Raw genomic sequence first — 22,863 nt, forward strand, 5'->3', positions numbered from 1 at the left:
GTGCTTTGGTGATGATTTTGGTGGATAGCAATTGCCACATCTCAAACTACAAGCCGTAGTTTCCTTCGACAATTTGTCATAGATTGTACTTTCACATATAATGCAACTATTTATCAACTAGCTGCCAAAGATTAACCAGAATTTAATAATTTTTCTAATTTATTTATGTGACTTGATTTAACTATATCAGCCGGAAAAATGCATTTAAACGCCTAAATTAGCTATTAGCAGGGATAAGACTGTTGTTAAAGTAGTTAAAAACATTGAGATTTAATAGCAAAAACTATCTGGGTAGTATTGCCAATAGTCAAGAGTACACAGTCAATGTCTAGAATCTATAACTATGGACTTTTGACCATTGACCATTAACAATCCTAGAGTCAATGCGAGAACAAGAGTTTACTTCACAGATTGAGAATTTTGATTGTTAGCTGGAGCCAGTGAGGTATAGGAAGTTACAGGTCTTTGCGGTTCATCCCAGGATAGGGATTTTAAAGCTGCATTACCGTACTTATGGCTTTGACTGACTCGCAAGCAAGCAATGGGAAAAGTCAGACCAAATAACACCAAAACACTCACCATAGCCAAAACATATTGGTGTAATTTTCTAATTTGTTGGTTGTATTTTTGTGTTTGCATATTTTCGCTCCTAGAGTTTGACGAATTAACTAATCAGACGACCTTGTGAAAATTCACTTCGGATAACTGAATTTTTACCGACGACCTCAAACTGCTGTTTATGTTGGCATTAAAGGTAAATAAGGGAATAATGGATGCCAATTCATCACAGTTGCAGCTACCAAAAAGCAAAATAAGCAGAAAAATATAGTTCTCGCTTTAATCTGTTTATCTTGCCAAAATTTACTGAGGATTAACCAGCTAACTAACCAGCCAATTAACATCACAGTTTCCTTACCAGAGTAGCTGCCAATTTCACCATATAACGGATTAGGATTGTGGCTACCTGGTATCCAATCCCCCAAGCTCCAAATAATTTTTTCCCAAGATTTGAAAGTCGATGTAATGTGTTGGTTAACCATTAAAATAAAGCAACCAAATGCCGCACTAATTAATGCAGCAGCAGCCGGGCCGGAAACAGTGGGAGATGTTTGAGAACCTGTTGCCAATCCTTTAGGAAAGGTTTTCAAGCGGTTCCAAAACTTGACATATAGGGGCATTGTTTGAGAATCTCGCGATAATTTCTGAACCATTAGTTATAACCTCCTAATGGATAATTAAGTGGGATATTCATGTGAAATATATTTACAAAGTATGGATTCTGGCGACGTTTAATCCACTCACAAAACCGCCAATTGCAAAGAACATCATTGCCATTAAAGCAACGCAAGTGGCATTGAGGACTACACGATTCTTTTTATCTAAAATTGAGTCGCCATATTTCCACAAAATCCAGGTACAAGCTACTCCCAAAGGAAATGTAAATAACACTGTAAATTCGTGGTACTCCATGAATAAGTAATGGACTAAAGGTGTATTTTTAGTTAACCAAGCACGCGCACCACCAATAGGTGCCCGATAACGCATATACACCCAATTACCAGAAGCAATGGTGAGAAAAGATAGACAGGTAGACCAAAAAGTGAGGGTGCGCATTTGGGGTAAGATTTTGCTTACTCCTCGCAGCAAAGGAAATGCCATGTGTCCGGCATAAGCAATCACAATTACTGCTAGTAAAGCTGCTGTTCCATGTATCGCCCCCATATAACGTTGCCAAGGGCTAGGGCTTAATAAATTTACTAATGGTAAGAACAGAAATAAACCTACAGATAAGATACTTAGTCCGTAAATACAAACAGTGGCAATATCTAATTGTTTCGGTAAATCGCTGGTAACTGAATCAGCGTCTGAGTCAAATGTCATGAGAAACCCTCGATGATAGAAATAATTGCAGAACTTTTAGCGATATAGATGCGATCGCTCAAAAGTAAAAATTTAGTGCCATAAATTTTTATGGTCTAAATATTTATGTCCTAAATACTTGTGATTTTGCTTTGTGAAAAACTGTTATTGCATAAAATATTTAGGAAACAGATAGCTGAATGAATGATTAACTTTCCCGAACAGAGTGACTATGCTTAAATGAGTTGATTGCTAAGATAAAACGATTACTCGCAAGGATTGCACCAAATATCTCATCAGATCTCTGCAATGTGTTATGAATTGATGACTTCAAAGACACCCATGCAACCATTTTCCGCGATCGCATCTTGATGGGGGTGAAACATATACTTACCTGGATAGCGAAAGCTAAATTCCAAAATATGCCTTTCTGCAACTCCCATTGTGATAACATCTGTTTTTTCACTAGGAGTCATAGTCATACCTGAACGATAAACATCAAAAAAGTTGGCATGAAGGTGAAATGTTACTGCTGGATCGTATTCAATGATATTGAGGACATACAGCCGAATTAACTGATCTTTGTAAATACGAATGGGATGGTGCATATAGTGATGAGGCAAACCGTTGAAAGCGTAATATTCATTACGGCTATCATCATTAACGTCATACCCAGCCATTACTAGTACAATTTCATCCGCTGGCGGGCGTGGCTTGGGTGGATCGATGATGAACATCCCATATAGCCCTTTAGCAATGTGACGAGTCACAGGCTCAATATGACAGTGATACAGGTGAACCCCGTAAGGTTCGGCATCAAATTCATAAATTGTGGCACTCCCGTTACTGACTGGACGAATCCCATCCATATCTGATGAATGAACGCCATGAAAATGTAAAGAGTGGGAATGTCCTGCTTTATTGAGAAATAGTATCCTTACTCGTTCGCCTTGTTTAACTCTGAGTGTAGGGCCTGGTATATGTCCGTTTAAATCCCAGATGTTGTATGAAACAGCACTATTTAGCTCAATGACGGAAGTTCCCGCAGTCAAACTAAATTCGCGGATAGTGCGTCCATTTTCATGCTTGAGCGTCCCATAATCAAAATTTCTTAGCATCTTCATGGGTTGAGTGACGCCTTCAGATGCCGCAATTTCTGTGGGAGGTACTTTGACGATTGCCTTGCTTTGAAAATTTGCCATCTGCCAAAGCGCCGCTGCTCCTGCTAAGCCAGTGCCACCTAAACCCAACTTTATTAATTGACGACGGCTCCAAAGTTGTTCTTTTCCCAAAGCTAAGTTGTTGGGCATGACATTCAATTAGGGTTAGCGCTATAATATGGTGTTGCAAACAATTTGCAATTACTTGTGAGTATATTAGATGAGTTAGGAATCATTGTCAATTATTCTGGTAGAGATTCCTGGGCTGAAATTTTGCACTATTTTCAATAACTCGCTGGCACATGGGCATGGGAAAGAGAGATTGTCATGCTTGGTGTGGCAATATTGGGCGTCAATGGCTAACTGGAGATGGTAGCTACTACTTATGCATCAACTGCGATCGCATCTCAACAGTGGTAGCCACAACCATTTTTATGAAGCTGTATTGTAATCCAAATTACTTTTGAATCAGTTTGTAAATAAATTTGTAGTCAGCATTAAATTCCTGTCTTGGGAAGCTGGTTTTTTGCTGACTACTCACTGAGCAAATATTTCTATGAACCCGATCGCAAAATAGATAAATATCAAATGGATATGCTGCTTAAGATAGATAAATATAAATATTTTCAACTATTTGTCAACTCAGGTTTAGATGAAATAACCTATACAACATCAATAAATTGGTCATTTTGGCTCTAACTGGTAATTGAATTTAAAAACAAAATTAATAAAACTCCACAGATTAAAAAATAAGTATATTATTTAACGCAAGATTTTATTGTCAATCTACCGGAAGTATCACTATAAAATACCCCAATAGGGCATTGTATAAAAAGGTGTTTTTCTGCTTTTTATTAATTTAATGCCGCAGATAAATTGAGTAATTTGTGTGAATAAAAACATGACACACGGGGCACATCATGCATATTCCTGATGGATTTGTTTCTCTACCAGTGGCAGGGGCTACTAGTCTAGCGAGTGCGGCAGCACTCTTTGTGGCGTTGGGGCGATCGCAAGACGCTTTTGGCGTTCGTCGCGCTCCCCTACTGGGTTTAACGACAGCCTTTATTTTTGCGGCTCAGATGGTTAACTTTCCGGTAGCAGGAGGCACAAGCGGCCACCTGTTAGGGGGAACCTTAGCCGCAGTAGTTTTAGGCAGCCCTTGGGCGGGGGCATTGTGCATTGCTACAGTCTTAATTATCCAAGCCGTGTTATTTGCCGATGGGGGAATTACAGCCTTAGGTGCAAATATTTTAAACATGGCATTTATTGGCGTTTGGGTGGGTTGGGGGTTAACTAACACTCTGCAACGGCTATTAGGGGGTTCCAAAGGGCGTTTACCTTTAGCAGCCGGGATTGCCGCAGGTTTTAGTGTCGTAGTAGCTGCTGTAGCTTGTGCCATTCAGCTAGCCCTTTCGGGCACAGCACCAGCAGCCATAGTCTTAGGAGCCATGACTGGGACTCATATCCTCATTGGTATTGGTGAAGGGCTAATTACTGGGGGCGTGCTAGTTTATCTTGCTAAGCAAAGGCCAGATTTGTTACCAGGGGAGCAACACCAATTTCGCGGCTGGGTAGTACCAGTTGTTAGCATTGTTTTAGTGGCAGGAGTATTATCACTGTTTGCCTCAGCTTGGCCTGATGGCTTGGAAAGGGTAGCCGAAAATTTAGGCTTTATCGACTTAAGCGAAAAAGTACGGGTTGTTGTACCCACGCCTTTAGCCGATTATGGCATTGAGGGATTGGGAACAATCGGTACGAGTATTGCCGGGCTGGTAGGCGCTGCTATTTGCTTTGCTGTAGCTTTTGGGATTGCTAAGGTAGTGAAACCAAATAATGCTTAAGATTTCCTTAACCTTACGCTTACAACTAGCTCTCATCATCGTCATTGGGGCAGCTTTATTAAAGCACCATGCTTGGTACTACCTGGGTGCATATGGAGCGATCGCATTTTTATGGGCTTGGGTATTACAGGTACGCCTTCCTCAACTAGGAAAATTACTAGGAACAGAATTAATCTTCCTATCTTTGTTGGCTTTGCCCTTGGGATGGGAGCGAGCTAGTTTTTTGCTAGTGCGTTCTCTCATCTGTCTGATTGTGATGAATAGTTTTTTGTTAACCTTACCACCCCATAGCTTTGGGGTAGCACTCAAAAGCTTACCTGTACCACTAGCGTTAAAGGAAAATTTACTTTTAGCTGGACAATATCTAGAAATTTTGCTGTCAGAAGTAACAAGAATGCAGCGCAGTGCCCAATTACGCGGTTTAAATGGTACATCTGGCTGGTTGCGCTACGCCAGTGCGGCGATGATCGGCGCTTTGTATCTCCGTAGTCTGGATAGGGCAGAGCGCGTTTATACCGCAATGGTAGTTCGTGGTTACAACGGACAATTACCAATAGACTCGAAATTAAAACCAAAAGAGCGTGTGGCTATATTAATAGCTGGTGCGATCGCTGCTTGTTTAACCATCAGCTCTTACCAGTTAACAATTAACAGTTAACTCTCAGTAAGAGCGCAGTTGTGCATTTGAGTTGTGAATTTTGAAATCATTAACATCTAATCCCCAATCTTCAATTCATCATCCCCACGCTGCTGTGGTGGAGGTGCAAAATTTGGTGTATGCCTATGCCCATCAAGAACCAGTATTACGCGATATTTCTTTTAAATTAAATCCAGGCGATCGCGTGGCGTTGATGGGTGCAACTGGTTCTGGCAAAAGCACCTTGCTAGAAAATCTCATTGGCTTAAAACAACCACAGAGCGGGAAAATTTGGATTAATGGCATTCCTGTAGAACATAAAACTCTATCTCAAGTACGCCGTCACATTGGCTTTAGCTTCCAAGATGCTAACGACCAGTTATTTATGCCGACTATCTTAGAAGATATTACCTTCGGGCCGCGCAATTATGGTGTACCGCCAGCCTTAGCCATCGATCGCGCAAGGCAATTGTTAGCTGATTTTGGTTTGGAAGCCTACGCTAACCGTTCAGCTCATGAACTTTCTGGTGGACAAAGACGCTTAGCTGCTTTAGCCGCCATCTTAGCCCTAGAGCCTAGCATTTTGATTTTAGACGAGCCGACTAATGGTCTAGATCCCTCTTGGCGGCGACACTTAGCACAAGTGTTGTTAAATTTACCAGTAGAAGTGATGTTAATCGCTTCCCATGACCTTAATTGGTTGGGTAAAGTAACTCAACGTGCATTGGTACTTTCCCAAGGTTCCATTCCCATAGACCGAGACATTCAGCCACTTTTGCAAGATGGGGAGACTTTAGAAAGATTGGGTTTACCAGTAGGTTGGTAAGGAGGTAGGGTATGGGGAGAAGGGAGACAAGATAAAAACCCAATGCCCCATGCCCAATTTACAAATTCAGCACAAAATTCCAGAATTATTGGATACTATGGTTGGAATTTGAACGCTGGTGAGTTTTCATGTCTGTTTCGCGTAAATATAACGTTACTGCTCTGATGAGCCTAAGTATGGCTATATTAATTAGTGCTTGCAATGACACTAAAGCCTCCCAATGTCAGCGACTAATTCAGGCGGTGAATGCAGGGAATTCTTTAATTGATAAAAATAAGGGACAGCAGGTGATCACAAGCCTGCAACTATCGAAAGATTTAGAAGCTGTTACCAAATCTCTAGAGGAACTGAACCTGAAAGATCCGAAGTTACAAGAATACCAAAGTCGGTTTGCGAAGAATTTTAAAAATGTGAGTCAAGCGATCGCTAAAGCCGCTAAAGCACTGGGATTAGCTAAAACAGCTGAAGCTTCCCAATCTGGGAGAGAAAAACTGCAACAGGCTAGAAAAGATATTGATACAGCATTGACAGCAGTCAGCAAAACCGCTGGTAAGGATTCCGATAAGTTAGTAGGTGAGCTAAATAAGTACTGTAGCGAACCAGAGTAAATATTTTATTAGTCAAATTTATTACTTACTGTTGACTTTCAATATGGCAGATTTGCCCTCAATGATTTTCTAGCTATACTAGTTGATTAGCCTGTTTAAGTAACAAATGAGATAGTAGCTATTATCTCGATTGGGTATGAACATAACAATCTTGTATAAAGTCTAGGGAATAAATTTTATTGGACAGTGACAACAATAGCAGTCAAAATTTGAACTGTTGTTCGTAGGTTCAGTAAAAATCACCACATACAGCAAATCTCTAAACCACTCACACCATTGCGAGTCAGCCTATGAAAGCGGAATTGATTGAATTAATAAATAGACTGTTCCAAGTCTTGCAAATTAATATGCGATGGATGACTTGGAACCTTTTTCTAGCTTTTATACCCTTAGCCTTAAGTTTCTGGCTATTCCGTAAAAATCGCCGTAGGTCTTGGGTTTGGTGGCTAGGATTAATAGTTTTCTATGCATTTTTACCCAATGCGCCCTACCTTTTAACTGATGTCATTCATCTGATAGATGATATCCGCACAATTCAATCAGTGTGGATTATTACTTTAATATTAATGCCCCTTTACTTAGTAGTAATTCTAGCTGGCTTTCAAGCTTACGTAATATCTCTAATCAACTTAGGTCACTATTTAAACTTAATTGGCAAAAGTCAGTGGATTTTCAGGGTTGAGTTGATTACCCATGCACTCTCGTCTATAGGTATTTATTGGGGGCGATTTTTGCGTTTTAATAGTTGGGATTTCATCACCCAGCCTGATGCAGTACTTACCAAAGGGATAGAGGAACTTCTAGGAAAACAGCCTTTAGTGATTATTGCTATTACTTTTGCCATTCTCACAGGTTTATATGCAATTATGAAACGTGTATCTTTGGGATGGGTTCGCAAACCGCAAACTGAAGTAGCCATCAATTCTCAACAAGCAAAAAATGGCTCGTAAATTGTTGACTGTTGACTAGTAAGTCTAAAGAAAGATGAAACTTCACCCTCCTTGACGTGAAATAAATCCAGACTCAATGTTTTTGGTTGCCAAAACTACATTGAAAAAATATGCCATCAGAACTTTGAATATTAGCTTTTTAATTCTGATGTTTCTGGTCACGTTGCTAGGAGGGATATTATATGCAAACAATTTCTAGAGAAGAAATTAAGCCACTACTACAACAGCCCAAGGGCAATTGTGTTTCAATTTATATGCCAACTCACCCGGTTGGGACAGAAGTGCGACAAGACCCAATTCGGTTTAAAAACTTAATTAAGGAAGCAGAAGCATACTTAATTGATGGAGGTATGGAAACGCAAGAAGCAACTGCATTGTTGCAACCAGCGATTAATCTTGATACCCAAGAATTTTGGGAGCAAATGGGAGAATTGGGACTGGCAATTTTTATTTCTCAATAATTTTTCCGTTACTATACCTTACCCTTAAATTTTCAAGAATTGGTAGTAGTAACAGATAGATTTCACATCAAACCGCTGCTACCAATTTTAAATGGTAATGGTAGTTTTTATATTTTGGCTTTGAGTCAACAAGATGTGAGATTTTTTGAGGGAACTCACTACACTATTAATGAGGTAGAGTTAGAAAATCTGCCAAAAAGCCTTGAACAAGCTGTCAATCAAGATGAAACAGCGAAAGCAGGCCAGTTTCGCATTGGTACAACTAAAGGCGGAACTGCTAATTCTTTTGTCCAGCCAGGGGATTTTCACGGACAGGGAAGTCCCGATCGCGATCAACATCAAGAAGAAATTCGGCAATTCTTTTATGTTATTGATAAAGCATTGCACGAAAAACTTCGAGATGAAACAGCGCCTTTGGTATTGGCTGGAGTAGAGTATCTTCTACCTTTATATAGACAAGCTAATACCTACCAGCATTTAATGGCAGAAGGTATCACGGGGAATCCAGAAATACTCAGTGCTCAAGATTTGCACGATCGCGCTTGGCCAATTGTTGAGGCTGATTTTCAAAAGTCACAGCAAGAATTTCTCGATCGATTCCATCAACTCTTTGGTGGTGATACTGGTAAAGCTACCAATGACCTCAAAAAAATCATCCCGGCTGCTTATTTTCAACGAATAGATTCATTATTAGTTGCAGTTGGTCAACAGCAATGGGGTTTGTTTGACCCCAGTTCAGAAGCAGTTTATGTGCATGAAAATAAAGAAACTGGTGATGAGGATTTGTTGGATTTAGCGGCAACTCATACCTTATTAAATGGTGGCACTGTTTACGCTGTTCCACCTGAGCAAATACCCTTTAGCACGCCTGTTGCCGCAATTTTCCGATATTGATGGGTATGGGGCATGGGGCATTGGGCATTGGGATAAAATTTCTCTGTGTTGTCCTCCTTATCCCCTTTGTTACACCCTAACCGCCTTTCATCTGTCGCCGTGCGGCTTCTAGAATTAAGCGATGTTCTGCACGGGCGATCGCGTGATATGTTCGCTCTACTGCATCTGGTTCTACAGAAATTGCTGTAATTCCCCATTGTACTAAGCGGTCAATCATTTCTGGATACAATACTGGTGCTTGACCGCAGATTGTACAGGGGATACCGGCATCTTTGGACATTTCGATCAGTTGAGCGATCGCACTCATGACAGCCGGTTGAAGTTCATTAAATCTTCTGGCTAGTTGTTCTTGCTCTCGATCTACTCCTAATAGCAGTTGAGTAAGATCATTTGTGCCGATGGAAATTCCTTCTACACCTGCTTTGACATATTCTGGGAGTAAAAATAGAACGCTGGGAACTTCTGCCATAATCCATAGTTGAAACTGGGGTAATTGGGTTAATCCAGCTTGCTCAACTTTTTGGCGACACAGAGAAAATTCTTCAACGCTACGGACAAAGGGTAACATGAGGTTGACGTTGCTGTACCCAGCTTTTTGGACTTTGGCTAAGGCGGCTAATTCTAACTCAAAGATTGTGGGATTGAGTAAATAGCTAAAAATACCCCGATCGCCTAAGACGGCTTGTGATGTAGATTGATGTTCTTGGGGAAAGGAAGGTAACTCGTGCGATCGCCAATCTAAGGAGCGATATAATACTGGTCGTGGTGCAAAGCCACAAGCAAATTGCATAATCTGCTCAGTCCAGCGCTCTAATAATTCTGCTTGTCGCCCATCGGTTAACCAACTATTGGGGTGTTGTCCTTCTAGTACGGTTAACATCATCAATTCTGAGCGCAATAACCCAACTCCGTCTACAGGTAAGCTTTGTACTTGCTCTATTAAGCTGCTTTGGCTCAGGTTTAATAGTAGCTGGGTTGCAATTAACGCTGGGGAAGTTATGCCAAAAGCACGCAGAGGTGGGGATTCCCAGGAATGAGATTTAGCAGGCGTTGAAGGTAGGGGGGAATGAGAATGATTGAGTTCGAGATTTTCCGGTGAACCGCCTTTAGCTGCAATTCTTTCTATGGTTATGTCTTCTCGCACGCGAGAAACTTCGCCGCGATCGCCATCTACAAGTAATCTTTCACCAGGTTGAATTAAGGCGGTGACATCGGTAGCACTGACTACTGCGGGAATACCCAGTTCTCTCGCTAGGATTGCGGCATGGCTAGTTAATCCGCCTTTCTCTGTAATAATACCCGCTATCTTCTGTAATATTGGCAACCAATCCGGGGTAATAGTTTTGGCAACTAAAATCACGTCTTGGGGTAGCTGTTCCGGTTTTAATTGGGAATTGGCAATTACATAGGCATTAGCTGTAACGCGCCCTCTAGCTGCTCCTAAGCCCTTAATAATCTGAACGTTGGGAATTGCTGATTGGGGGGCGCTAACTTGTGTCAGGTAGAGTTTGGGAACTGGATTAACTTGAGAAATTGTCCATTCAATGTCAAATTCGCTACCCAATTCGCTGACTAGCTGATTGCCTAAAACAATTACTTGTTGCAGGTATTCTGCTTGCAAAGAGTATTGTTTTTGTTTGCTTTCTTCCAATAGATAGGCTACTAGGCAAGTATTATCTAATGCCAATACAGACGGCGTTACTGGTTGCAAGCTATCTTTAGTTGCGGGATTTTCAATTCGGTAAGCGAGGATTTTACTGCCTAGCTGTTGCTCGATTAATTGCCCAGTTTCTGGTTGAATGTAGTAGACATCGGGTAAAACTTCACCATTGGCGATCGCTACTCCTAATCCCCAAGTAGCTGTAATTTCCCAACCCGAAGTATTCGCATGAAATAAGCCACTAGCCATTGCATTACGCACTGGTTGGACTAAAACCGCGAAATTTACTTTTCTCAGGTCAGTGCCTGTACGTTGCCAATATAATAAACTTCTGGCGCGGAATAATTGGCTCCAAGTACGCTTTAACCCAGAGGCGATCGCTTCTTGGTTACAAGGACAAAAAACAGATTCTAGTAATCCTGATATATTCCCTAATGCCTTTGTAGCGTTTGGCACCATTACTGTGGGGCGGAAAATCAGATATTCAGTTTCCCATGCTCTAGCGGCTGCGAGAATTTTTCCTACCCAAGATATTGGTACAGAGGCAGTAATAATTTCCTGACGCAAACGACCAGCTACCTGCTGAAGTTGACGCCAATTCGTCACATCTAGATACAACGAAGAATGAGGTAAGTCAGCAACTAATGATTCGGAACTATTAAGATTTTCTAAAAATTGTTGCAAAACCTCTGCACCAACAACAAAACCAGGTAATACAGGATAGCCACGCTGCATTATTCGGCTCAAGTAAAACGCTTTATCACCTACCTTGGCGCGGTCTTGGAGTTTAATTTGGTCAAGCCAGTAGAGTTTGTCCACTCAATTTTGTTGTTCTCTGTTGTAAATCATTTGCTCTGGTCACAGTAGTAACCATTTGTGAAAGAATGAAAAAAAGTTAATGATTAGTAGTTAAACAGCAAATAGTACTGCAAGAAGAAATTGGTAATTACTTTTCCCCAGGTTTTCAGGTATCGCCAATGGGTGGTTTATTTACACGTCCTCTTGACTAGTTATCTAACCTTTTGCTTGTCTAAGTATGCATACCTAACAGTTGTACAGCAGTTGTGGTACTGCACTCGTCTATTTTTGACCTTGTCTGGTGGCAAAACTGAATATTTACAGACTCACAAGTCAAGTCAAAAAACTAAAACAGGATAAGTTTATGACGGAAATTGCTACCTATGGTTAGCGCCTGAGTCTCATGACCTTGTAAATGCATAGCTTTTGATTCACGCCAGTTATACTCCTCAAATCGCGATCGTGGATGCAAATCTTGACTGTATGGTTAAATATAGCAATTTGCAGTACAATATTAAGCTTAAATTATTTATCAAAATTAAATAACCATACATTCAGCTTTAAATTACTACATTTAACCAATATCATAAATAGACTGCTAGCAGAATTAAAATTATTTATCTCTGATATTCTCAAGGGTAATTCATAATTACTAAATTACTCTATAGAGTATTGCTATCAAGAATTGCTTAGTTCTACTTTTTCAGTGCAGTAATCACATTCAATGGCTATATATATATAAGAATCCACTTTAATTATTGAATTTCTCTCTCTAGGTAGAGCACAAAGAAGGAACAACAGCTAAAAGATAAGTGTACAGAGTATTTACAAAAATCAAATCACAGTCCTAGAGAACTTAATTAATTCATTGCAGCCAATGTTTTTCCTCTCTATCGTGATGATTCATGAGCCTTGATATCCAAACTATTCTCTTTAGATTGTGCATGGCATTAGTAAGTGGCGCAATCATCGGCGTAGAAAGACAACTGAGAAACAAACCCGCTGGGTTGAGAACTCACATGTTGGTAAGTATGGGTGCAGCTATTTTTACTCTCATACCCTTGTCTACAGTAGATCTAAATCCTAATGCTGATGCTCTCTCACGAGTAATTCAAGGTATCGCAGCTGGTGTAGGATTTCTCGGTGCAGGAGAAATTTTGCGTCAATCTTCGGAAGAATCGCAAAGGATTGAAATTCACGGATTAACATCAGCTGCGGCGGTTTGGGTTTCCGCAGCTATAGGAATTGCAGCAGGATGTGGCTTATGGCAATTGGGATTAATAGGTGCTTTACTAACTTTTTTAGTGCTGAATTTTTTTAAAAAATTAGAAAAATGAATTAATTATTGTTCGTGAGAGTAATTAATTGGCATTCCCCAATTTTTACCTTTTGCAGATTCTTACTTCCCGGCTGTTGCAATGGATCTACCCGAAGCCGCACATATTGACAGTATTGAGGCATTACAGCTTGTAAGTTGGTAATTACACTAATCTATATTAAAAAACGTAAATAAATTTCAACTCTTACTAATGACAAATGATAGTTTTTATCTTCCTACTTAAATAACTCTAGAGCTTTGGCAAAAATAGTTTCGTCTGATCGAGTTTGCAAAATAGATTTTACTAAATGAATAAATTCCCAGTCTGTCTTAATATCATTCTCGATTGTTTTGCTGGCTGCATAAAAACTTACATCATTATCGTGGAGTTCATTAGTAGTACCCGTTTGTAATTTTGATTTTTTATTGTCCCAAGATACAGCCTTACCGCGTAAGGTTAATTGAAACCATAAGATTTCATCATTTTTTAGTTCAAAGAACACATCAAAATAAGGTTCTTCTCCTTGGAACCAGAGTCTTTTGATACCTGTATTCTCAGATTGCTTGAGTAATTTCTGCTCAATTGCTCGCAATGATGCACCTAAAACTGCAATCTCATCTTGATGGACAATTTCATTTTGTGGATACATATCTAAAATTTCATTAATTTTGTTTATTTGGATTAGTTGTAGACATTAAACTTTACTTTTAAAGCAAGTAATATCACTGCTATACAATGGCAAATGATATTGGTATAGGTAAAGGGAAAGATATTAAATTTAAATAAATAAGTAGAGCGATCGCTCAGCAACAATTTCTTGAAAAAATAATATTTATCTTCAAGTTGCTACAACAATATTCACAAAAATTTCCTCAGTATCCGGAAAAATATTTGGATTGCTAGGTTATGGGTAATTTAATAAATAGCATTCGGTAAAGATATCTCTCCGGCCTTTACATGGAGAATTTGCGATGAATCTAACCATTGTGAGTCAAAAGCACTAAGATGAGTAGTAGTAATTAAAGTTTGAAATCTGTCTTGAATAGCATCAAGTAGTTGATTTTGGCGGTATGGGTCTAATTCTGCCAAAACATCATCTAACAATAGCAATGGTGGTTCGCCCACAACTTCCTCAATCAGTTGTAATTCTGCTAATTTCAGAGCTAATACTAAGGTGCGCTGTTGACCTTGAGAACCGTATTGACGTGCGGGTGTTTGGTTAATAATTAATTCTACTTCATCGCGGTGAGGGCCTACCAGGGTAGTACCTTGGCGGAGTTCGGCTACAGCGCGTTGCTGGATTTTATCTAAAAAAGCTTGTTGCACTTGTTGCGGATAGTTTTCCCCTAAAGGAACACTCGGTGCATATTTGATTTGGAGATTTTCTGTACTTCCACTAATACTAGAGTGCCAATTACTCGCAATCGGCACTAATCTTTGTAAAGCTCGTTCGCGCCTTCTAATAACTTTTGTACCTGTGGTAGCTAATTGGGCATCCCAGACAGCTAATTGTTCTGATTGTTGGCTAGTAAATGCTATGTCTTGGATATGTTTTAAAAAAGCATTACGCTGGCGCAAAACTTGATTGTATTGCTGCAAAATATGCGCATATACAGGTTCAAGTTGGATTAATAAAGTATCTAACCAACTACGCCGACCTTCAGGCCCGCCACGCACTAAGTCTAAATCTAGGCTGGAAAACTCTACCGCATTTAAAACGCCAAGAAAATCCATTTGACGCCGCACAGCTTCACCATTAAGTGCAACAGTGCGCCTTCCTTGACGACGAAGAGTTAAAGTTAAATCGCTAATACCTGTTTCTCTTTCTAGGGAGGCGTTAATTTGAGCGATCGCTTCTCCTTCTTGGACTAAATCGCGATCGCGCGCTAACCGATGCGATCGCAATGTCGCTAATAACTCCACCGCCTCTAACAAGTTAGATTTTCCCTGAGCATTATTACCTACCAAAATTGTTTTGGCAGCTTTAAACTCCACTTTTTGGTCTGTATAGTTGCGAAACTGTCTCAGGTGAATTGATTTGAGGTACATAGTGGAGAGATGAGGAAGATGAGGGTGAGATTGTGGGGGGTGTGGGAAGTTGGGGAGAATATAACTACCACTTCCCATGCCCAATAACGATAGTTGCTACCCTTCAGGTGTCTACAAGCCGGGAAACCTGTCCAACGCACTGCCTCCCCAATGCCCAATGCCCCATGCCCCATGCCCAATGCCCATCACACAGCTTTTTTACCCATAATGCGGAAGAATATCTTCTCCAATTCCACCCAGACAAACATTAAGGCACTAAAACCAATACAAATAGCTAATTCTGTACCATTTATGAAATGAGTACCAAAGAAAGCTCGCAGTGGTGGAACATAAACTAGCATGAGTTGCAAAATTGTGGTGACAACCACAGCACCCAAGACAAACTTATTGGATAAGGGATTCATTTCTATGGTTAGCTGGTTATTGGAGCGAATCGCTATAGCATGACCCATTTGGGCGATACACAGGGTAGTAAATACCATTGTTTTCCAAGATTCTGGATTGCCTTGATAACCTGCTGCATGGGTATGGTTGTAAGCCCAAGCCATTAAAGCAATGGAGATAATCGCAAACACAATCCCAATCCGCACCATGTAAGAACCCAATCCCCTAGCAAAGATACTTTCGCGGGGGCTGAAGGGGGGACGCTTCATTACATCTGGTTCTGGGGGTTCTACCGCTAAGGCTAAGGCTGGTAAACCATCAGTAACTAAGTTCATCCAGAGAATTTGTAAGGGGGTAAGGGGAACGCCTCCTAGCCCTAACAAGGGTGCAGCAGCAATTGTTAAAACTTCACCGATGTTACTACCGAGAATATATTTAATAAAGCGGCGGATGTTGGTGTAAACCACTCTACCTTCTTTAGTAGCAGAGACAATTGTGGCAAAGTTGTCATCTAGCAATACCATGTCGCTAGCTTCTTTACTGACATCAGTACCAGTAATCCCCATTGCAATACCGATATCTGCTTGTTTTAAGGCAGGAGCATCGTTAACACCATCCCCCGTCATGGCAACAAATCTACCACGGCGTTGCAGGGCTTTGACAATTCGCAGTTTGTGTTCTGGGGAAACTCGCGCATAAATGCTGACTAAGTCTACATTTTGCTCTAGTTCCTCATCGCTCATGCGCTGTAATTCTTGCCCGGTGAGGACGCGCGCGCCTTCTTCAGCTATCCCTAAGTCAGCCGCGATCGCTTTTGCTGTTAATTGGTGATCGCCGGTAATCATTACGGGACGAATCCCCGCTTCTCGACATTCTTGCACAGCCGCCCTGACTTCTGGGCGTGGCGCATCCAGCATTCCCACTAATCCCAGCCAGACTAACTCTTGTTCTGAGGTTTCATCGGCACCTTCTGGGGGTACTTCTGCAAAGGGTTTATAAGCGAAACCTAGTACCCGTAACCCCTTACTCGCCATTTGGTCATTTTCTGCCAAAATTTGTTGGCGTTGTGCTTCTGTTAAGGGGGCGGAATGTCTACCTAAATAAAGTTGGCTACAACGCGCCAAAATTAACTCTGGGGAACCCTTGGTAAACATTAAATACTTTTCCGATTGCAGAAAACCTGCAATTGCGGGGTCAATATCTGTGCCGGAAGTATCCCCGGTAGCCACTGCCTTAACCTGAGAAATGACACTCATGCGTTTGCGTTCTGAGGAAAAGGGAAATTCAGCTACTCTGGGTAACTTACTCTCCCATTGGTCTTTTTCAATACCAGCTTTTCCGGCGAGGGTCATTAATGCGCCTTCGGTGGGGTCGCCTAAAATCGCCCATTCTCCTGATTCTTTTTGCAGTACGGAATCATTACAAACAGCACAAGCAACTAGTAAAGCGGAGATTTCGGGATATTCTTCTACAGAAATTGTTTGTCCATTTAATTGAAAATCCCCTGTAGGCGCGTAACCTTGCCCTGTGACTCGGAAATTAGCATCATTGGTATAAACTGCTTGTACGACCATTTTGTTCTGAGTCAGAGTGCCAGTTTTATCAGAACAGATGGTAGTTACAGAACCCAAGGTTTCTACGGCGGGAAGTTTGCGAATCAATGCGTTTTGCCTAACCATCCGCTGAGTTCCCAAGGCCAAGGTAACGGTGATGACAGCAGGTAAACCTTCTGGTACTACAGCCACCGCCATACTCAAGGAAACTTCTAGGAGTTCTTGTAAGTTGCTAAAACCTCTAGCCTGAATGATACCGCCAATGACGACAATTGCCACGAGAATCAAGGAACCGCTGACCAAGACGTTACCGAGTTGAGTCATCCGTTGTTGCAAAGGCGTTGGTTCGCTTTCCACGGATTGCAACAAGGTAGCAATTTTGCCTAACTCTGTTTTCATTCCAGTGTTAGTAACTAGAACCTTGCCGCGTCCTTGAACAACTTCTGTTCCTTGATAGACGACATTAATGCGATCGCCTAATGATGTATCTTCTGGTAGTTGTAAAGTAGCTTGTTTATTGACAGCTTCCGCTTCGCCAGTCAGCGCCGATTCCCGGACTTGTAAATTCGATTGTTCAATCAAGCGTCCGTCGGCGGCTATTTGTACCCCAGCTTCTAGCAGCATCACATCCCCAGGAACTATTTCCTTGGCGGCGACATCCAAGAGTTTGCGATCGCGAATAACGCGCACTAGGGGCGAAGATAATTTTTTCAAAGCTGCAAGGGCTTTTTCGGCACGGCTTTCTTGCACATAGCCGAGGATACCATTGAGAATGACAATCGCCATAATCGCGATCGTATCTTTAAATGGTACTTCCCCTGGTTTGAGGCTTCCTCCTTGCCAAGCCACCAGATCTAAAACCCCAGAAATGATCGCTACAGCAATCAGCATCAACAACATAATGTTCTTGAACTGATCTAACAGAATCTCCCAAGCGCTGCGGCCGCTTTGTTCTTCAAGTTCGTTGGGGCCGTATTTTTGCAACCGCTGTTCAACTTCTTGGGGTGTTAAGCCACTGTCTGCATTACTATTAAGCAGGTCTAGCGCTTTATCAACTTCTAAACTATGCCAAACAGTGGCACCTTCAGGCAGAGAATTAGCAGACATCGTGTAAGTCACAGGAAAAGGTTACAGAATTCGATCATAATTTAGTGATGGCTGGAAAAACCATCCACTAAAGTTACATACAGGCTCTCGCCAAATTGTAATAGTGTAGATGTGATTCCTGACATTTGTCACTTTCTCGTCTTGGGATTACTATGTGTTATTTCCTAGGTCAGAGTAGTTTTGGAACACATTGCACTCATAATAGTAAGCAAGATCAATCTGAAGCTTGGTCAAATGGGACGTACTTCCACCAATTATTTTAGGCGTGCTAACCGATTAAATGAATATGCTTAATATGAGTTTCCCACTTCCCAGTATGACCGTTAGCCAGATGTTTGGGCAAAGAACAATTCGACCGTTAACTGCTGCCGCCTTGGGTGGTATTGCTTTTATTAAAGATAGACTCATTGCTATTGATACTATTAAAGGACATCTTCTAGAAATTGACCCAATATCCGACAACAGCAAAATTCTCAATCCGCACCAAGTCAAGGAATTTACTGAAGTTACTGGTCTAGCAGTATGGGAAGATATCCTTTGGGTAACCCGTGGTAACAGTGTATATCGCTGCCAACTCAATTCTTTAGGTCTAGAGCATTTTGTGACATTGCCCTATCCGGCTGATGGTGTGGCTGTTTGGGAGTCAACAGTTTATGTCAGCTGCCACAAGTTAGGCCATATCTTAATTTATGAATCTGAGACTCGTAAAGAAATTACCAAATTCTATGCGCCTGGGGTTGGTGTCGAGAATTTAGTAGTGACTCAGGATACTCTTTGGGTAAGCGATCGCACAGAACAAACAGTTTTTTCTTTAGATCGGGGTACGGGAGAAATTCAATTTACTGTCCTCACGCCTTTTGACTCGCCTACAGGAATTGCTGTCCATCAAGATGGGGAAACAGGCAAAGAAACCCTGTATGTCGCTTATGCTTCCGAAGAGCCTTATATTCGCGATAATCCTAATGCTGACCCCAATCACGAGCTAACATACCGCGATCGCACTTTCATTCATCCCCTGTATTATCATTACGAGCCAGAAAAGCGCTACGCCCTCTCTAATGGCTATCTAATCGAAATGTCTTATGCTGAAGAGATAGCGCCTTTAGAAGAGGTGTATTTAACCAATTTAGAATGGCGCATCGCTTTACCATCGGAAACCGAACGCCAAAAAATTAAACAAGTTGAACCCATCGGTTTACCTTTTACAGAAGAAGTCATCGATGGACAACGGGTAGCAGTATTTAAATTTGATACCCTCACCCCCGGCGAACGCCATATTTTTGGCTGGAAAGCGACTTTAGAAGTCCGGGGAATTAAATATCGCATTACCCCCAAAGACGTAGAAGATATTCCCGCAATCTCATCAGAATTTGAAAGCCGCTACCTCGTGGATGATGATGATTTAGCAATGGACTCTAGCATTGTCCGTCGCGCTGCTAGAGATGCAGCCGGTTCGGAAAGCAATTTGTTGCGGAAAATGTACAGTATCCGCAATTATGTTTATGATGAATTATCTTATGGTATTAAACCATACATTGATACTCCCGATGTAGTTTTAGAACGGGGAGTAGGTTCATGTGGTGAATATGTCGGCGTTTTACTTGCTCTGTGTCGTTTGAATGGCATTCCCTGCCGCACAGTAGGCAGGTATAAATGTCCACCAAATGGGGAATTACAAGGCATACCCTTACAGCCAGACTTTAACCATGTGTGGTTAGAATTTTACATTCCCAATATTGGCTGGCTACCAATGGAATCTAACCCCGATGACATAGGCGATTCCGGGCCATATCCCACCAGATTTTTTATGGGTTTATGCTGGTATCACATCGAAATTGGCAAAGGTATCACTTTTGAAAGCATTTCCAGTGGAGGTGAACGTCTCACCAAAGAAGATATTGCCATCGGCGACTTAGCAATTAATCATATTCGGTTTACAATTCTTAAAGAATTGCCACCATTTGACATTGGTCAATAGTCATTTCTCCCCAATGCCCCATGCCCCATACCTACCCATTCACCCTTAAAATAGGCATAGAGTGAGCTTGAGGCTGTTTCAAGTCCGCAAAATCACAGATAGAGCGAAATGGGCAAAAGCGGCAGTGCGAACCGGGATTTGGGGGGAATATTTTACTGAAATCTTCCGTTTCTTGATGATATTTTTGTAAATCTCGCTGATGTCGTTGGGCAATGTGAGCCAATTCAAATTCTAAGGATGCTAACTCGTGATGATTGATGCGGATGAGTTCGGACTTTTTACAAAGTTCTAAATTATAGAACGATGCCACAGCTTCATGTCCTGGGTAGAGATAACGAGCAGCGAGGAGATAAACTAAGGCTTGACGCTGATCGAAGGCAGCTTTACCCGTTTTAAAATCAAGGATGTGTAAAGTGCGATCGCTATCAATAAAGACACAATCCATAGCCGCATATAAACGGAAGCAATAATCATCCTGGTCAATTAAAATTGGTTTCGGGAAGCCTTCATCCCCTGGTGTTAATTGGAGGATGTTTTTATTCAACAGCAAAGGCGCGTTGTGATACTTTTGCAAGATTTGCCGCACTCGCTGTTGAACTTCACGATCGGTATGGCTTAATTCCAGTAGTTTGGCGACTTGATCCACACCATCCGATTGCTTTAATAAATGTCGGTGATGGTGAAATTCATAAACCCCCTTTTGGGCGAGGATACCAATACGTTGCGGTGGAGTTGCTTTGCCCAAGAGTGCCTTAACTTGGGGTTCATGCTGACGCGCTTTGACAAACCCCCGTCTCATCTGGCAATGCCAGCGTTCTTGCCCTGTGGCTGGGGCAACTAAAGACCAAAGGTGGTAACTGGCAAAAGGACGGTCGGGGATTGACATCGCTAACAAGCAGTGTGAAAAATAACGATGAAGATACTTGCGGCTACGCGCGCTTTGAGCGAAGCTTCCTATAGTAATGAAGTTGGAAGGGAGTCTGTGGCATCCATGAGCGCTAGTAGCAAATCCAGCAAGATTCAATTTGGTACTGATGGCTGGCGAGGAATTATCGCCGACGATTTTACTTTCCCCAATGTGCGGAAAGTAACAAGAGCGATCGCAAGCTACCTGGAAACGGCCTATACCAAAGACAGGCCTGTTCTTGTTGCCTACGATACTCGGTTTTTAGCTGACAAGTTTGCCCAAACAGCCGCCGAAGTCCTGGCAGACTTAGGCTGGACGGTAAAAGTTACCGATCGGGATTGCCCCACACCAGTAATTGCTTACAACGCCCGCCACCTAAACTCAGCAGGGGCGCTAATGTTTACGGCAAGCCATAATCCTGCACCCTATTGTGGGATTAAATATATCCCTGACTATGCTGGGCCTGCCACACCAGAGATTACTGATACTATTGTGGCAAATATCGAAAGTGCATCTGATGCGCCGCCTAGTGGTAGCTCATCGGGTTCTATCTCTATTTTCGATCCGAAACCCGATTATCTGCAATTTATCTACACGTTAATTGATGTCGAAACTATCAAAAAAGCCCAATTGAAGGTAAAATACGATGCTTTGTATTCCACTTCTCGCGGCTATTTAGATGAAGTTTTGCAACAATGTGGCGTGCAGCTAGAAAGTTTCCACACTTGGCGAGATGTTTTGTTTGGTGGCGGAATGCCAGAACCTAAAGGTGAACAACTCGTTGAGTTAGTCGCAGCTGTACGCGCCGATAAAGCAGATTTAGGTTTAGCCACCGATGGCGATAGCGATCGCTTTGGGATTGTTGATGAACAAGGTAACGTCCTCACACCTAACACTGTGCTGCTGTTGCTAGCACGCCATTTAATCAAAAATAAAGGCAAAACAGGCGCAATTGTCCGCACTGTCGCCACAACCCATCTTTTAGATAATTTTGCAGCGAAATACGGGCTACCAATTTATGAAACAGCAGTAGGCTTTAAATACATTGGTGAGAAAATGCGAGAAACCACCGTATTAATTGGTGGTGAAGAATCCGGAGGTTTAAGCGTTATCGGGCATATACCTGAAAAAGATGGCGTTTTAGCCGATATGCTAGTAGCAGAAGCGATCGCCTATGAAGGTAAGCCTTTAAGTCAACTAGTTAAAGAAGCGATCGCCGAAGCCGACGGCCCGCTTTACAATAATCGTCTAGACTTACACCTCACCGAAGCCCATAAAACCGCAGTTATCGACTCCTTCACCAAAAACCCACCCACAGAAGTGGCGGGAATTAAAGTTAAAGAAGTCGGTCGCAAAGACGGCATTAAACTTTACTTAGAAGAAGGAAGCTGGGTATTACTGCGTCCCTCCGGTACAGAACCCCTGGTACGGGTTTATTTAGAAACCAACTCACCGGAAAAACTCAAAACCATCGCTCAAGAAATGGAAAGTGCGATCGCTAAACTGAAGTAGAACCTCATCTTTAACCCCTCTTCTAAAATGGAGAGGGGTGTAAATAATTATGAAAAGTATTAGTAAATTTTTGATATCTGTAGTAATGGCTGTATGGGTAATGGCGATCGCGCTTATCTCTGTGCAAAATGCTACACCAGTAAGATTAAAATTTTTATCTTTCCAATCAATTCCAATTCCCGTAGGTTTAGTACTAGCTTTTTGTGTAGGTTTGGGATTAGTTGGCGTTACAGTTCTGCAACCTTTATGGGGTATTGCTGATTCAAGAAAAGGTAATTCTCGGTTTGATGAAGATGCCGAGTTTTTTGTTGATGATGAAGATTTTTAAAGTAAGAAAAATTATACATGTATCTGCT

General features: G+C 41.6%; 18 protein-coding genes and 1 pseudogene. 10 read left to right on the plus strand and 9 right to left on the minus strand.

Annotation, left to right across the window (positions count from 1 at the left end):
• Positions 1-399: 399 nt before the first annotated feature.
• The 4 genes from H6G41_RS02145 to H6G41_RS02160 all read right to left on the minus strand — a co-directional run bounded on the left by H6G41_RS02145 (position 400) and on the right by H6G41_RS02160 (position 3,170).
• Positions 400-639, minus strand: a complete 240-nt coding sequence (locus tag H6G41_RS02145; protein WP_190743165.1) for a hypothetical protein — start codon at positions 637-639, stop codon at positions 400-402.
• Between the two features lie 98 nt (positions 640-737).
• Positions 738-1,211, minus strand: coding sequence for a hypothetical protein (locus H6G41_RS02150; protein WP_199315992.1), 474 nt, complete (start codon positions 1,209-1,211; stop codon positions 738-740).
• Positions 1,212-1,263: 52 nt separating this feature from the next.
• Positions 1,264-1,881 carry a hypothetical protein gene (locus H6G41_RS02155; RefSeq protein ID WP_190743167.1) on the minus strand — a complete coding sequence of 206 codons (618 nt, stop codon included), beginning with the start codon at positions 1,879-1,881 and terminating at the stop codon, positions 1,264-1,266.
• Positions 1,882-2,174: 293 nt separating this feature from the next.
• Positions 2,175-3,170, minus strand: coding sequence for a multicopper oxidase domain-containing protein (locus H6G41_RS02160; protein ID WP_190743169.1), 996 nt, complete (start codon positions 3,168-3,170; stop codon positions 2,175-2,177).
• Between the two features lie 770 nt (positions 3,171-3,940).
• Here H6G41_RS02160 and H6G41_RS02165 point away from each other — a divergent pair.
• From H6G41_RS02165 to H6G41_RS02190, 6 genes and pseudogenes are all read left to right on the plus strand, one after another.
• Positions 3,941-4,864, plus strand: a complete 924-nt coding sequence (locus tag H6G41_RS02165) for an energy-coupling factor ABC transporter permease (RefSeq protein WP_190743171.1) — start codon at positions 3,941-3,943, stop codon at positions 4,862-4,864.
• Positions 4,857-5,522, plus strand: coding sequence for an energy-coupling factor transporter transmembrane protein EcfT (locus H6G41_RS02170; RefSeq protein WP_190743174.1), 666 nt, complete (start codon positions 4,857-4,859; stop codon positions 5,520-5,522). Before H6G41_RS02165 ends, H6G41_RS02170 begins: the two co-directional genes overlap by 8 nt.
• A gap of 40 nt (positions 5,523-5,562) precedes the next feature.
• On the plus strand, positions 5,563-6,327 hold the full coding sequence (locus H6G41_RS02175; RefSeq protein ID WP_190743176.1) for an energy-coupling factor ABC transporter ATP-binding protein: 765 nt from the start codon (positions 5,563-5,565) through the stop codon (positions 6,325-6,327).
• A gap of 128 nt (positions 6,328-6,455) precedes the next feature.
• Complete coding sequence (locus tag H6G41_RS02180) at positions 6,456-6,935, plus strand: hypothetical protein (protein WP_190743178.1); 480 nt, start codon at positions 6,456-6,458, stop codon at positions 6,933-6,935.
• A gap of 290 nt (positions 6,936-7,225) precedes the next feature.
• Positions 7,226-7,885 (plus strand): DUF1361 domain-containing protein, encoded by a 660-nt coding sequence (locus H6G41_RS02185; protein ID WP_190743180.1) that lies wholly within the window; start codon positions 7,226-7,228, stop codon positions 7,883-7,885.
• Between the two features lie 182 nt (positions 7,886-8,067).
• A pseudogene (locus H6G41_RS02190) lies at positions 8,068-9,240 on the plus strand (hypothetical protein).
• 76 nt (positions 9,241-9,316) lie between these two features.
• Here H6G41_RS02190 and H6G41_RS02195 read toward each other — a convergent pair.
• The gene (locus H6G41_RS02195; RefSeq protein ID WP_190743182.1) at positions 9,317-11,719 is read right to left on the minus strand and encodes a putative PEP-binding protein; all 2,403 of its coding nucleotides are present in this window, start codon (positions 11,717-11,719) and stop codon (positions 9,317-9,319) included.
• Between the two features lie 884 nt (positions 11,720-12,603).
• On the opposite strand from H6G41_RS02195, the gene H6G41_RS02200 reads away from it, so the two are divergent.
• On the plus strand, positions 12,604-13,035 hold the full coding sequence (locus tag H6G41_RS02200; RefSeq protein ID WP_190743184.1) for an MgtC/SapB family protein: 432 nt from the start codon (positions 12,604-12,606) through the stop codon (positions 13,033-13,035).
• A gap of 217 nt (positions 13,036-13,252) precedes the next feature.
• Here H6G41_RS02200 and H6G41_RS02205 read toward each other — a convergent pair whose 3' ends face one another.
• The 3 genes from H6G41_RS02205 to H6G41_RS02215 form a co-directional block, all read right to left on the minus strand.
• The gene (locus H6G41_RS02205) at positions 13,253-13,666 is read right to left on the minus strand and encodes a hypothetical protein (protein ID WP_190743186.1); all 414 of its coding nucleotides are present in this window, start codon (positions 13,664-13,666) and stop codon (positions 13,253-13,255) included.
• Between the two features lie 266 nt (positions 13,667-13,932).
• Positions 13,933-15,066: a DNA replication/repair protein RecF gene (gene recF / locus H6G41_RS02210; protein ID WP_190743330.1), complete on the minus strand. Its 1,134-nt coding sequence runs from the start codon at positions 15,064-15,066 to the stop codon at positions 13,933-13,935.
• A 185-nt stretch (positions 15,067-15,251) separates the two neighbouring features.
• A complete protein-coding gene (locus H6G41_RS02215) occupies positions 15,252-18,110 on the minus strand; it encodes a cation-translocating P-type ATPase (protein ID WP_190743332.1) in 2,859 nt (952 codons plus the stop codon).
• Between the two features lie 295 nt (positions 18,111-18,405).
• On the opposite strand from H6G41_RS02215, the gene H6G41_RS02220 reads away from it, so the two are divergent.
• On the plus strand, positions 18,406-20,088 hold the full coding sequence (locus H6G41_RS02220) for a transglutaminase domain-containing protein (RefSeq protein ID WP_190743188.1): 1,683 nt from the start codon (positions 18,406-18,408) through the stop codon (positions 20,086-20,088).
• A gap of 31 nt (positions 20,089-20,119) precedes the next feature.
• On the opposite strand, the gene H6G41_RS02225 is transcribed toward H6G41_RS02220, so the two are convergent.
• Positions 20,120-20,974, minus strand: coding sequence for a PD-(D/E)XK nuclease family protein (locus H6G41_RS02225; protein WP_190743190.1), 855 nt, complete (start codon positions 20,972-20,974; stop codon positions 20,120-20,122).
• A gap of 105 nt (positions 20,975-21,079) precedes the next feature.
• Between H6G41_RS02225 and H6G41_RS02230 the strand changes: the two genes are divergently transcribed.
• Complete coding sequence (locus tag H6G41_RS02230) at positions 21,080-22,507, plus strand: phosphoglucomutase/phosphomannomutase family protein (protein WP_190743334.1); 1,428 nt, start codon at positions 21,080-21,082, stop codon at positions 22,505-22,507.
• Positions 22,508-22,556: 49 nt separating this feature from the next.
• A complete protein-coding gene (locus tag H6G41_RS02235) occupies positions 22,557-22,835 on the plus strand; it encodes a lipopolysaccharide assembly protein LapA domain-containing protein (RefSeq protein WP_190743192.1) in 279 nt (92 codons plus the stop codon).
• Positions 22,836-22,863 lie beyond the last annotated feature (28 nt).

The sequence above is a fragment of the Tolypothrix sp. FACHB-123 genome (assembly GCF_014697075.1).
Lineage (GTDB): Bacteria > Cyanobacteriota > Cyanobacteriia > Cyanobacteriales > Nostocaceae > Aulosira.